The sequence below is a fragment of the Proteiniphilum sp. UBA1028 genome, assembly GCF_002316955.1.
Lineage (GTDB): Bacteria > Bacteroidota > Bacteroidia > Bacteroidales > Dysgonomonadaceae > Proteiniphilum.
Map to the genome: position 1 here is coordinate 19,078 of NZ_DCEN01000069.1, position 12,641 is coordinate 31,718.

Consider the following 12,641-nt stretch of genomic DNA (forward strand, 5'->3'; position numbering starts at 1 on the left):
CCATTAATAAAGAAAATATCATAGATGGAAAATTAAAATTGGAAAATCATCTTGGCGGGGAAAGCAATTGACTTTAAAAAGTCATAGTTTATAATATCAATTTAATCCATGCATTATGGTTGGTTTGTACAAATATCTGTTTAAATCAGAAAACAAAGATATTTATCGCTCCATTGCAAGGCAATACCAGTCAAACCCGTTGCGAGTATATAAGCTGGCACACGGTAAAAAGGCAAAATGCAACAAGGACTATCAAATTCTTAAACAATTGCGTAAGGAGGAAATTATCGAAGGTGTTCTGAATGTGGTTTAAATACTTCAAACATATCGGTATTTTCCCTTTTTTAAGGCATCAGTTCTTGGTTGTCGGGCTATTTTTGTACCTTTGCACTTCTAATCAACAAACTGAAGCAATAGGTTATGATTATAGCCGTAGATTTTGACGGAACCATCGTGGAGCATGCCTATCCTGAGATTGGCAAACCCATTCCATTCGCCATAGAGACACTTTTGCAACTTCAGAAAGACGGCCATAAGCTTATATTGTGGACAGTAAGGCGAGGCCGGCTTCTGCAGGAGGCGGTGGACTACTGTGCCGAAAGGGGATTGTATTTTTTTGCGGAGAACGAAAACTACCGTGGCGAGACTATCGAACGGGAGGAGTTCTCGCGCAAGCTCAAAGCTGATATGTTTATCGACGACCGAAACCTGGGGGGGCTACCCGACTGGGGTGTGATCTACAATGCTATAAGGACAACGGCCGATGGGGGCAATGCCCTTCAGGTTATGGCAGGCAACTCGTCTATGCCGGCACCCAAAAAGAGAAAATGGTGGTCTTTCTAAGCTTTTAAACATAATGCAGCTTTAACCAACACAGCAAACACTTTGATGGGAGCACAAGCAACACCGGGACAACCATAATGGCCGCCCCGGTGTTTAAAATCATTCACTCCTGCTGACAATAGTTCAAAATGCTAACCCTACGGATTAATATTCTGGATAAAATATCCGTAATGGAGCACCTCCAGCCTTATAAACGAGTAAACCGCCCATATCTTATTGCCATCATTCTTTATAATCTCAAAATCTATATGATCGGCAGAGATGCTTGTCGATCCGTAGCGATAGACGAGAGAAGCGTTTTCTTTCTTCCCGACCTCTTTGTCTCCGGAGAAATAAATCTTCAGGTAATAGAAGTTATAATAATCCCATCCGTACAGATTCCTCCCGTTTTCAATTCTGTTAAGCGGGGTGAAGTATGTAGTAGCGTTCTCCTCAACAGAGTTGTTAAACACATAGCTCAATGTCTCCTTCTTCATTATCGCATCGAGTTCCGATTCGTCGTAAGGATCGGTTGTAGATATCACCTCCACCTGTATGGTGGTAGTGATATCAAGTGCGTCTGTCAGGGTGATGCTTGCCTTTCCCTCTTTTCTCCCCGTGATGAGCAGCGATTCACCAGATGTTCTTACGAACACTATTTCCTCATCGCTGCTTTCAGCACGGTAATCACCGTTCCCCTGCAGTATCGCCACACTCTTCGTCTTGAAGGTACCCAGAGGCAGCATCATTTTTACCGCCTCATTCTCCACCTTTATTGCATCGTAATAAGTGATGATGCCAATGGAGCGATACTGAGCGCTTCCGTCCGATACAATAACCGAGGTGTTTCCTCTCTCCAACGCATCTATAATCAGCTTGTTGCCAGAGATACCCACAGTAGCTATCTCTTCATTCAATGAAAAAGCCTTATAATCATTATTACCTTTCACAATCTCCAGTTCTGCCTTATCACCGACTAAAATCTTCACCTGCTCCTTCTCAATTACCAGGTCAGAAAGCTCCGCAACGGGAGTGATATCCTCATCATCTCCGCACGAAAGGAACATAAGAGCAGGAAGAGCAAGCAGCAATATCCCAAGTAATGTTTTATATCTTGTCTTCATATTATTTTAATACTTTATATTTTCAAAGACTTCTCATTTACCAATCTTTCTTATATGGTTTTCCGTCGTACACCAGTTCGTCGTCGAACAACGCACGTGCAATACGTTCCATTGACGGCTTCTGAGAGTAACTGAAGTTTCTTCTAAACGGATCCATCGCGAAAATCATATGTGCGCCATATCCCCCATCCCTCAAACTTTTCAAATTGGTTTCAGAGGTGGTATATCCACGGGCATACTCCTGTGAGTAGAGCGCCATACCCGAGCGGGGCAGGCCGGGATAATTCCCGCTTAAGTCATAACTACCGCCGTAATCGTGTATCGCATAGTCGATAAACGTACCCGAATCGTGTCCGTCCACTGCCGGCAGGCTCGATGTGCGGCTATATACATACACCGTCACCAGCTTGTCAGGCATAGCCATCTTTGTTTCATAACACAACCGTGCTGCTGCAGCGTTCGACGGTGTAACAAAGCCCGGAGGTGGCGGATTCTTGTATGATGAATATTCATCATCGAAGAACACACCGTCGAGCTGGTAAGCATCGCACACCACCTTCAGCTCCTGTGCAAACTGACGTGCAGCCTCGGTCCCCAGGTTAGCCACCCCCGAATGGTCGTGGTTTCCCAGAATTCCCAGAACAACCTGTATTCCCCGGTCCTGCAAAGGTTTTAAATATTTCTCCCTGTTATCAAGAAGATGCTGCACGTTTGGGTTATTATAGACAAACACCTTGCCGGTTTCATTGTTATAGTTAATATTGGCAGAGAAGAGAATAACCATGTCAATCAGCGGCTTACCACTGTCTGCCAGCGTGAAGCAAAGATTATTCAACGGGTTGGTATCATTCACCTCCATACAACTAATAATCTTGATGCCTGACGGCTTATCAGCGGTTGGAATTTTGCTCAGGTCATCAACAAAGATCAGAAACTCAGATTCGGCTTCGGAAAGCCCTACATTGCCCGACGCCAGCTCCGCCTTCAACGGTATAACGTAAGTCCGCCCCTTTTCCAGAGTTTCGGCAGTTTCAAACACCACCTCGCCTTTTCCCGATACCTTACCCCCCTTCGCAATAGTCACCTTCCCGGGAATTGTCACAGCCGACACGGGAAACAGCTGGTATTCAGTGTCGTTATTACTGTTATAAGCATCTAACAGAGAAGGTTCATACCTGAATGAAACGGTAACATCCTCCGGCGCCTCCTCCGTCAGCCCTACATAAATCTCCTCAGTACCCTTATCACGAAAATCTACAAAACTCATTTTCCTGTCCCCCCCGTTGTTCGTGATATACCCGATCACTTCGCCGGGTACTTCGTAAGAGGCCTCGTCGAGCTTTGCCAGGTCGATACTTTCATCACAGGCGCTAAAAAAAGCCCCCAGCATCAGGAGAAGTACAACAAAGCACTTCGATGCATTTAATATATTGTTTCTCATATAATTAAAACTATTAATATGGTTTATTCGGCAGACGCAGGCAATTTCACCGGCGTCCATTTCAATGTATTATTTGCCACGGCATTGTTCCCGTTGACGGTATGATCCTTAACGGTGCTGCCCGCTCCCTCATCGAACTTCCAATAGGCAACCAGGCCCTCCGATGCGGGATCAACATAGTAGGGATTATCAGCTATCTCTTCCTGCGTGCGTACAATATTCCATATCCTGCATTCCGATATCTCACCGGCAAGCCATCGGTTATTGTCATATGAACGCCCGATAAAGAAATTACTGTTCCCCAGGTCCACATTACCTGCCGACAAGGTACCCTCCGACTGTTTCCTTCCGTTCACATAAACAATCATCGAGCCGCTGGTAGCATCATAGGTCAACGCCACATGCACCCATTCGTTCACCGGCAACCCCTTGTTAGAGTCGGCACCGGGAAAATTACCCCAGTTAGTGGCTATCTGTATCTGGTTCGACGGAAAGTTCGCATCTCCTATACGGATCAGGAACCTGCCTTCTATACCCATCACGGTACTAATCATCTTATCGAAATTACGGACCCTGATCAGCGCTTCCATCGTCACCTTTGAAAGGTTGTTGCAAACACCGGGATTAGACCAGTTCACAGAGAGGTAGTTCTCATCAATATCAGCCACCACATTTATAAGCGATGCACCCTTTATCACATAATAGTAGGTGCGGGCGCTCTTCAGGATATCAATATTAGCCTCAGAGATTGAGACCGGCAGAACATACACCTTGTCACGGTTCAGCATCGAGAATCCCTTGAAAAGGATACGCGCCTCCGTAGATAACACACCTCCCGCGTGAATCATAGCTCCCGCTTCAATCCACTCGTAGTTTTCGGCAGGCAGCATCTCCGCATTATCGTAATAAGCCTCGTTGTAGGTCTTCACTAACGATTCATCCACCCTGTATGTAATTTTAATATCCTGTTCGGCGGGCATTGCCAGCTCTGCCTGAAGCACTTTCTCCTGGTCCGCTTCACCTGCGGTAAAGAGTATCTCTCCTGTCTTCGCAGCGCTCTTTATATAGAGCTTATTGTCAAAACTGCCGTCACTTTGGCAACCACCCATAAGTAGTGTCAGCAGCAGTATTACATATATATTATTGTATCGTTTCATTGTTTTCATTTTTTGGGAGAAGGATTCATATTAGAAATTGCATCGCGTGTACAACGATAAATACGTGCAATATTGAAATAGTCGTTATTCACGTTTTTAATCCCCAGTCCAGCTATAGAGTAATCATCGTGGTTAAGCATCACCCACTGCGAAGCGCCTGTCACCGCCCGTGTCACACCATCGGCCCAGTATCCGGTCTTCACATCTTCTTTATCCAAAGAAACCGTCTCCACCGAAATAATATAACGGTCGGAAGGTACACCCTCAACATTGGCAGCCATTATGTTATAGCTAAGCTTCGCACTGTTGCCTGCGTCCGTTGAGGGAATAATTATATAGCTACTCTTTTCCAGTATGCTTTTGTTCAGCAGGTTCTGAGGATACCCTTCAAAGATGATCATCTTGTCGCTGTTCCTCTCGTGCCAATCTTCGGCAATACCTATAAATGCTTTTTCATAGGTAGTATATAGCTGCTTTTCCGCTTCATCCATATGCAGAATATTCTTCCCCTTGTAACCTATGATGATTCCATCGTAACTGTATTTCCTTGCCAGAGGCAGTATCTGGTTGACCGTATCCACGAGAAAATCGACGAATGCCGGTATCTCGGCCATAGCCACCCCTTCTTCCGGGGCAGCATCTTCCATATCAGCCACCATCTCTTCATAGATAAGCTTGATAGCTTCAAAATTCATGTCATACACGAACTTCGTTCCCTTTTCACTTCTCACCTTTTCCATCTCATCCAGTTCATACTGTGCCGGATTGACGGGATGCATCATCGATACTATATCGATACTGTCGGGAAGCACATCAGTATGATCGGCGCGGCTAAGCGGCACCTTGTTGCTGTTGTTGAACCAGGTGATCATCACCTTATGCACCGACTTCTTGTAACTCCTCAAGTTTTCGAGGTATCCGGCGTAAAGCGCGGGATTCTGCATCGCGATGTCAGCCTCGTTAATTGCCACCGGCTCCACCTCTGTCCAGTCGCTACAGGCAGTGAGGACCAGTGCTGCCAGCAAGCCGGCCACCCACTTGCCTCTTTTTAAAGATATTATATTGTTCATATGATTATTCTATTTTATTTTTTAGCATCCCACCATACATGTGTAGCCATATTATCGGGACCTTTCAGGTAGTTGTCGATGGCATACCGTACATTCTCCTCGTTGGTAGTAATCTCTTCACCCGGATAAGCAAGCCTACGCGGGCCCTGGTCCGTACTCACCACTCCCCCGCTGTTGTTCACCACTACCGGCATCAAGAGGGGATAGCCTGTTCTGCGACGTTCCGCCCAGGCCTCAAGTCCCAGCGGAAACATAGCAATCCATTTCTGGGTAATTATACGCTCAAGGTTCTCTTCAAGGCCTGCATCCTCATCCCATGCCACGGTTATGTTACTCACCGTTCCACTGTGGGTGTTCTTCCCCATCGGGTCGATATATGGCGACGGAGTTCTTTCGCTATCCGTAAGGTAGCTGTCCGCTCCGCCGGCACCCCACTCTTCGAAAGAGAGCCGTATGCCCTGTTCGTAGAAATCTTCAGCACTCTCAGCACCCATATTCCATCCGCGCAAGGCGCCCTCGGCCTTCAGGAATGCCACCTCTGCGGCGTTCATCCAAAGCATAGGCGTATTGGGGGTAACGTTGTAATTGGCATACTTCTGCGCCTCCTGTGCTGCCGGTATCATAATGCCGGAGCGCAAGCCGAAATAGCCGTTCTGTGCAACGTTATCGCTCCCGGTGAAAGTGGTCTTTGTAAAATACTTCTCCCTTCTCGGGTCCTGAAACCCGTTCATATATGAGGTGATATCTGCCGATATCCTTGAGTCGCCACCATTCCAGAGATACATGATACGGTGAAGCGGATTCCCGTCCTTACCAAATCCGCCAATCTGTGCGTTATCGGCATTAGACTTCATCACACCCACCTCATGGGCTACCGCCTCTTCAGCCATCTGCTGTGCCAGTGCAGGATCAACATAGGCAAGTCGCATTGCCAGGCGCAGCTTAAGCGAGTTGGCGAATTTTATCCATGCCACAATATTGCCGTTAAACACCTTGTCGGCGTTGGGACTGAACGATTCTGCCTGACGGATAGTAAGTATATCCACCGCACCGGTCAGCTCTTCGAACATGGTGCGATATACCTGCTCCTGCGAATCGAACTGAGCATTCAGCTCTCCGTTCTCCCCAATTCTGGAGTATGGTATAGGGCCGTAGGCATCCGTTATACGGTGCAGTGCCGCCACCTTGCAAACCTCTGCCACCGAGAGTAATATCTCATCATCGGTCACATCTTTTAGTCCCCTGTAATTGGGATAGATATTGGTGATGATATCGGTGAACAACACCTTGTTCCAGTTTGGCTCGGGACGGTAAGTCGCAAAATTCTTTCCGTTGAAACCCGGGTTAGAATCGGAGAGGTATCCCCCCCAGTTGCCACCCAAGAGGCACTCGGTAAACTGGCTTGCGTTAGGAAAGGTGGGTACCACCCAGCTCTGAATGGCAAGCATGGCAGCGCTTTCGCTGTACGCATCCCTCGATGCCTCATCTTTGGTAACCCCGTACGGGTCTTTATTTATATCCTCAAAACCGTCGGTACAACCGGCAGGCAATAGTATGCCGGCCATCACGAGGATTATATAGCTTATTTGCCTGTAATATTTCATCATAACCTGTTAATTTAAAAAGTTACTCTCAGATTCAACCCAAAGCTTCTTGTAGCTGGAGTCATAAAATAATCCATTCCCTGATAGTAGTTCTCTGTAGATGCCACCGACTCCGGATCGAAAGGAGCCTTGCAGTAAATCATCAGCAGGTTTCTTCCGGTCAGCGAGAGCGCCACATCTGCAACCCCGTTAAACCATTTCCCCGGGAAGTTGTAGCCTATGCTTGCCTCCTGCAGCCTTACGTTGGTAGCGTCATATATATAATAAGGCGAAACCGCGTCGCCGCTACCTATTGTGGTGTACCATTTTTCGGCAGAGATATGGTCGCCGCCATTCACCACCATGCCGCCGTTGTCACGCGCCATTGCCGATGCTTCAGACACACCGTAATAATCCATCGCCGCCTGTGTCCGCGAGAACACCACGCCTCCAAAGCGGGCCGAGAGCAGGAATCCCATGCTGATGTTGCCATAGCTGAAATCGTTTTTCCATCCCATGTTCGATTTTGGGAACACGCTCCCCAGGCTTATATAGTCTTCTAACCGATTAATCTTGGCCGACTGAATATCTCCGTTCTCATCTATGTAGATATCGCCATTACTGTCGCGCGCCAGATCGGTAGTGGAGTAAATATCTCCCAGTCCCCCGCTCTTCTTCAGTATAAAGCGCGTCTGTCCCAGTCCACCCACATCGAGATGCTCGATAGAGAACTTCTCCCCGGTTATCGGGTTAACGGCATCATCTGCCAGGTCGAGAATCTTGTTTCTGTTCATGCTCAGCGTGTAGTACGACGACCATGAGAATTTATTCCAACTATTCTTGTAACCCAGTCCCAGCTCAACGCCCTGGTTAAGCACACTTCCCGTCTGTATAAAGATATCAGACCAGCCCGACGACACCGATAGATGCGGGTTAAACGTCTGGTTGTATGTGTTAGCATAATAGTAGGTAAAATCGAAGTTAAACCCACCCAGGAAGCGGGCATCAAGTCCAAACTCCCACGAGTTGGTCCGTTCCGGCTTCAGGTTATAAAGCGGATAATGAGTCTTTGTTATCCACACCTTGTTGTTGGCGTCCCACGAGTATGTAGGGTTTGCCAGGAAACGACGGAAAGGTAGTCCCACCGAAGCCCACGAAGCCCTCACCTTCATATAAGAGATCTCCTTAGGCAGGTTCACAATCTCAGAGAGCAGCGCCGATCCTCCCACTGAAGGGTAGAAAAACGACCTGTTAGCTGAGTTTGGCCCGGCCAGCTGTGAAGGCCAGTCGTTCCTCCCCGTAAGCGTCAGGTAATAAGTGTTCCTGAATCCAAGTTCGGCACTTGCGAATGCAGAGTTTGTCTTTTCCCTCCATCCGTTCTGTTCCCTCAGCGTCTGCGAGTCGCTCAGATGAAACACGTTAAACACGTTGGGGATACCCACCGGCTCATTTATTCCTTCCGCTATCTCCAGCCCATAAACAATAGGCCCTCTGTTCAGAAACGCATCGGAGCGCATATCGGAGAATGAAACCCCGCCGTTGAACTGAATCGCGAGTTCATCAGTAAGCTCTTTATTAATGTTCAACAGCATATCCCCGTACATCTGTTTATCCACTGAACGGGTAATACCGTAGAAGCCGTTTGGCGACCCCTCTGTCATCAAGGTGTTAGTCGATGCGTACAACTTCTCGGTAAAATCATTGCCAGAGTGGTCCATCCTGATACGGGCCGATACATTCATCCAGTCGTTAATAAAAAATGTGAGTCCCGCATTAGCCATGTAACGGTCTCTTTTGTTCTCACGCAGGTTGCGGTGATTAATCCAGTAGGGATTCTGCATCACGTATGTAGCAGCTCCCGAAGGCCAGTACTGTTCATATATCTTTCTTGAAGGGTTATACCGTTCATACATACTTATATCGTTCCAGTCGTTCCCCCTTGGGAAAAGGTAGGCCGATGTAAGCGGGTTAAGATATATCCCCTGGTTGGTCATATTGCGGTCGTCCTGCCTTATATAGCTTACCCCTGCATCAAGTTTCAGCTTATCATCATAGAACGTTGTAGTGTTACGGAATGTAAAGTTATACCTGTTATACCTGTTGTTGGGAATAATCCCCGTTGAGTTGACAGCCGAAGCGGAGAGGTACGACTGGTTCTTTTCCGTACCTGTGGAAAGGGATACCGACTCGGTAGCAGCCATTCCCCGTTCAAAATAGTCCTTTGCCGGATCATACCCCATGAAGTTAGCCTCGTTAAGGCGCCTACCCCAGCTCAGGTACTGATCAGATGTACCGTACCTGTTCTGGAACTTTGGAAGGACAAACGGGTTCATCATCTCCATGTTGCTAGAAACGGTGATTCTTGTTTTGCCTGCCTGCCCGCTCTTTGTGGTAATAACAATAGCTCCGTTGGCCGCATCGCTGCCATACAATGCTGCTGCCGCCGCTCCTGTAAGCACCGATATGGTTTCTACATCTTCGGGATTGATATCAGCTATACCCTCGGTAGCCCCTTTCGAGCCAAAGACGGTCTCCCCGCCCCCACCGAAGTTATAAACCGGCACCCCGTCTATCACATATAGAGCGTTACTGGTCTGCTCAATACTTTTTGTACCGCGCATTATCACCTTGCTGGCTCCTCCTATACCTGAAGAAGAGCTGTTGATATTCAGCCCGGCAATCTTTCCCGACAGCGAGTTGATAAAGTTGGCATCCTTTACACCCACCAGCTCATTGCCGCCAATCTGCTGCACGTTGTAGCTGAGAGCTTTCTCCGAGCGCCTTATACCCAGGGCGGTCACCACCACCTCAGTAAGCAGCTGTGTATCCGGCACCATACGTACTGTATAGCTGTTCTGCCGGGTTATCACCACCTTCTGTGTGTTATAGCCGATATAAGAGACGTTTATCACATCCCCCTCCTTCAACTGAAGAGAGAAGTTACCATCTATATCAGTAGCTGCCCCTCTGGAAGGATCACCCTCCACAACGACCGTCACACCAATCAGCGGTTCATTATTTTCATCCAGCACCCGGCCGGTCACACTTTTCTGTGTAGTTTTACTTTCGTTACCGGGAATAATCACCACATATCCGTTACTTATCCGGTATGTAAAACCCGATCCCCGAAGAACACCGGTGAGAGCTTCTTCCACTGATCCGTTCTTCACCTCAAGATTAGTTGCTTTCTTGCCGGCCAGTTGAGATTCATTAAAAGCGATTGAGAGCTTCGACTGTTTTTCTATCTCCCGTAATGCGTCAATAACCGATATACTCTTGTTTATCAAGGTTATTGTTGCATTGTTTTGCGCATAAGCAAATGTTTGAAGCGATAACAAACAGAAAAACAGGAAGAAAATCTTTGCTTTAGCGTTTGTAATTAGATTAAAATTCATAAATTTGATGTCTTTTCTTTAGCGTTAGGTTAGACACTTAGTTGTTTTTTCGATTAAAGAGTTTACACTCTAATGCTGATTATACCGGAGTAAAGTAGCCGCTTTATTCCGGTTTTTTGTTTATTATGATGTATCCATGCAATAAAAATTAAATGTGAATAATTATCTTGTCCTTTGTTCTATAAAGCATGTGTCGCCGGCAATATTGTAACTGATATAACCCGCCACCTGTGTAATAATCTCCATCACCTCCTCAAGGGGAGCATCCTCCCTGAACCTGAAAGTATATTTATCGTTACCGAACTGCTCTTCATGATATACAAACTGACAGGGGTATTTTCTCTTTAACACGGTAATTATCTCGCCAAGGGTAGTACCCTTGAAAATGATCTCGCCCCGTTGCCATGCCGTCACATCCTCTATATCGGGATTGTTGATATATGACGATTTCGATATTTTATTGTACACCAGCTGTTGGTCCGGCGAGAGGACGGTACACATTTCCAGGTTGTTGTAGGTTGCCTCCACACTCCCCGAGAGCAACGTCACCCTCACCAGCGAGTCGCCGGGATAAGCAAGAAGATCGAATTCGGTTCCCAGCACGGTCACCTGAAAATCATTAGACTTCACCACAAAAGGCCTCTTCTTGTCCCCCTTCACCTTAAAGTTAGCCTCACCCGATAGATACACGCTCCTGCTCCTGCCGGTAAACTTCTCCGGATAAATAAGCAGGCTTCCCGAGTTGAGATGCACCTCACTGCCGTCTGGCAGCACCAGTCGCTCCGTAACGGCAACAGCTGAATATTGCTCTAACAGCCCTGCATAAGAGCCACCACTTTTTTCACGATAGACAGTATATATTGCGGAGATAGAGATCAGCAAAAGTACAGCAGCCGCCGTCTGCCAAACCCTCAGCCGCCTTAGTCGTGGCACCCTCTCCTTTAGGCCGGCTTTTCTCACGAAAGCCCTCCACGATTCGCGTATACCTGCATCGGTAGCGCTACCGGAATTATCCCACATCTCCCTAAGCACCCGATCTTTCTCCACCGAATGCTCCTCATCGGCAAGCCAACGGAAAAAAGCCCGCTTCCCCGCATCGGAGAACTCCCCGGCAGTAAAAAATTCAATTATCCGTTTAAAATAATCCATTCACCTCTGTTTTATCTTCTTAATAGATTATTCAAGTTTCGCATTTTAAGTATTCAACTAAATATTCGACTGACAATGTTTTAATTTATATATGCGAAACTTGAGTAGATTATATACTGTTGTCAAGCCAGGGGCAATGGAGGGAAAAGGCCCTTTCACCACGGCTTTCTGTATATAGTACGGATAAAACAGGGGTACTACTTAAAGGAAAAGTAACAAAAATGCAAAAATTAACTTTTTTTTCAGTTCCGCTAACGCCAGGTAAATGTGATGCTCCACGGTCCGGACCGAAAGGCCGAGCTCTTCAGCAATCTGCCGGTTGCTCATCCCGGCAAAGCGGCTCATCTCGAATATTCTCCGCCGCTGTGCCGGCATCTGCTCCAGTGACAACCTTATAATCAGCCCCGTCTCCTTGTAATAGATGTCCGGCAGTGTAGAGCCGGCCACTGCTGCTTCAGGAAGGCCTGCATCATAAAAGGTGTCGGTGGCATGGCCCGGTTCGCTGTATCTCTGCCTTATTAAATCGATAACTTTGTTCTTCGTCATCTTGTAAAGGTAGCTGTCCAAGGCTTTAGGGTTGTCGCTCCACAACCCGGGTGTTTTCCACAGTTTCAGAAATATCTCCTGCGCTATATCCTCCGCGTCGTGTTCCGATTTCAGCAGTTTCCATGCGAAATTCTTCACCTTGGGAAAGTGACACATAAAAAACTCTTCAAACTTACGTTCAAGGAGTTTCTCTATCTTATCAGCAGAAGTCTGGTCCATGTAATATATTGGCCGGTAGCAGTCTACCGGAGTGAGGTTAAAAGAGAGTGATCTCCGTCTGCCGGCGGAGCGGGGAAGGTTACTTTTTACTTTTTTTCTTCCCGCCTTTGTTGCCATAGCCATAGCCATAGCCAT

10 protein-coding genes are annotated in these 12,641 nt (G+C 47.1%); 2 read left to right on the forward strand and 8 right to left on the reverse strand.

The genetic code is table 11. The annotated features are described in order from the left end of the window. Positions 1-115: 115 nt before the first annotated feature. Positions 116-313, forward strand: coding sequence for a hypothetical protein (locus B3Z75_RS11540; protein WP_238866155.1), 198 nt, complete (start codon positions 116-118; stop codon positions 311-313). A 107-nt stretch (positions 314-420) separates the two neighbouring features. Continuing rightward, positions 421-843, forward strand: a complete 423-nt coding sequence (locus B3Z75_RS11545) for a BT0820 family HAD-type phosphatase (protein ID WP_238866154.1) — start codon at positions 421-423, stop codon at positions 841-843. A gap of 137 nt (positions 844-980) precedes the next feature. Here B3Z75_RS11545 and B3Z75_RS11550 read toward each other — a convergent pair whose 3' ends face one another. The 8 genes from B3Z75_RS11550 to B3Z75_RS11585 form a co-directional block, all read right to left on the reverse strand. Beyond that, complete coding sequence (locus B3Z75_RS11550; RefSeq protein ID WP_286855723.1) at positions 981-1,946, reverse strand: hypothetical protein; 966 nt, start codon at positions 1,944-1,946, stop codon at positions 981-983. A gap of 37 nt (positions 1,947-1,983) precedes the next feature. Then, positions 1,984-3,387, reverse strand: a complete 1,404-nt coding sequence (locus B3Z75_RS11555) for a BT_3987 domain-containing protein (protein ID WP_286855722.1) — start codon at positions 3,385-3,387, stop codon at positions 1,984-1,986. Between the two features lie 23 nt (positions 3,388-3,410). Continuing rightward, the gene (locus B3Z75_RS11560) at positions 3,411-4,544 is read right to left on the reverse strand and encodes a DUF1735 and LamG domain-containing protein (protein ID WP_294071756.1); all 1,134 of its coding nucleotides are present in this window, start codon (positions 4,542-4,544) and stop codon (positions 3,411-3,413) included. 5 nt (positions 4,545-4,549) lie between these two features. Next, positions 4,550-5,614: a glycoside hydrolase family 18 gene (locus B3Z75_RS11565; RefSeq protein WP_294071759.1), complete on the reverse strand. Its 1,065-nt coding sequence runs from the start codon at positions 5,612-5,614 to the stop codon at positions 4,550-4,552. Positions 5,615-5,628: 14 nt separating this feature from the next. Further along, on the reverse strand, positions 5,629-7,218 hold the full coding sequence (locus B3Z75_RS11570; RefSeq protein WP_238869455.1) for a RagB/SusD family nutrient uptake outer membrane protein: 1,590 nt from the start codon (positions 7,216-7,218) through the stop codon (positions 5,629-5,631). Positions 7,219-7,232: 14 nt separating this feature from the next. Beyond that, entirely contained in the window at positions 7,233-10,592 is a 3,360-nt protein-coding gene (locus tag B3Z75_RS11575; protein WP_238866148.1) for a SusC/RagA family TonB-linked outer membrane protein, read from the reverse strand. Positions 10,593-10,754: 162 nt separating this feature from the next. Beyond that, positions 10,755-11,741, reverse strand: coding sequence for a FecR family protein (locus tag B3Z75_RS11580; protein ID WP_294071763.1), 987 nt, complete (start codon positions 11,739-11,741; stop codon positions 10,755-10,757). Positions 11,742-11,942: 201 nt separating this feature from the next. After that, the coding region (locus B3Z75_RS11585; protein ID WP_286855717.1) for an RNA polymerase sigma-70 factor at positions 11,943-12,641 on the reverse strand (699 nt) is incomplete at its 5' end.

Bases quoted from the DNA above. Each gene is read 5' to 3' on its own strand.
- B3Z75_RS11575 (WP_238866148.1), bottom strand. From the start codon at position 10,592: ATGAATTTTAATCTAATTACAAACGCTAAAGCAAAGATTTTCTTCCTG.
- B3Z75_RS11565 (WP_294071759.1), bottom strand. From the start codon at position 5,614: ATGAACAATATAATATCTTTAAAAAGAGGCAAGTGGGTGGCCGGCTTG.
- B3Z75_RS11580 (WP_294071763.1), bottom strand. From the start codon at position 11,741: ATGGATTATTTTAAACGGATAATTGAATTTTTTACTGCCGGGGAGTTC.
- B3Z75_RS11540 (WP_238866155.1), top strand. From the start codon at position 116: ATGGTTGGTTTGTACAAATATCTGTTTAAATCAGAAAACAAAGATATT.
- B3Z75_RS11555 (WP_286855722.1), bottom strand. From the start codon at position 3,387: ATGAGAAACAATATATTAAATGCATCGAAGTGCTTTGTTGTACTTCTC.
- B3Z75_RS11560 (WP_294071756.1), bottom strand. From the start codon at position 4,544: ATGAAACGATACAATAATATATATGTAATACTGCTGCTGACACTACTT.
- B3Z75_RS11545 (WP_238866154.1), top strand. From the start codon at position 421: ATGATTATAGCCGTAGATTTTGACGGAACCATCGTGGAGCATGCCTAT.
- B3Z75_RS11550 (WP_286855723.1), bottom strand. From the start codon at position 1,946: ATGAAGACAAGATATAAAACATTACTTGGGATATTGCTGCTTGCTCTT.
- B3Z75_RS11570 (WP_238869455.1), bottom strand. From the start codon at position 7,218: ATGAAATATTACAGGCAAATAAGCTATATAATCCTCGTGATGGCCGGC.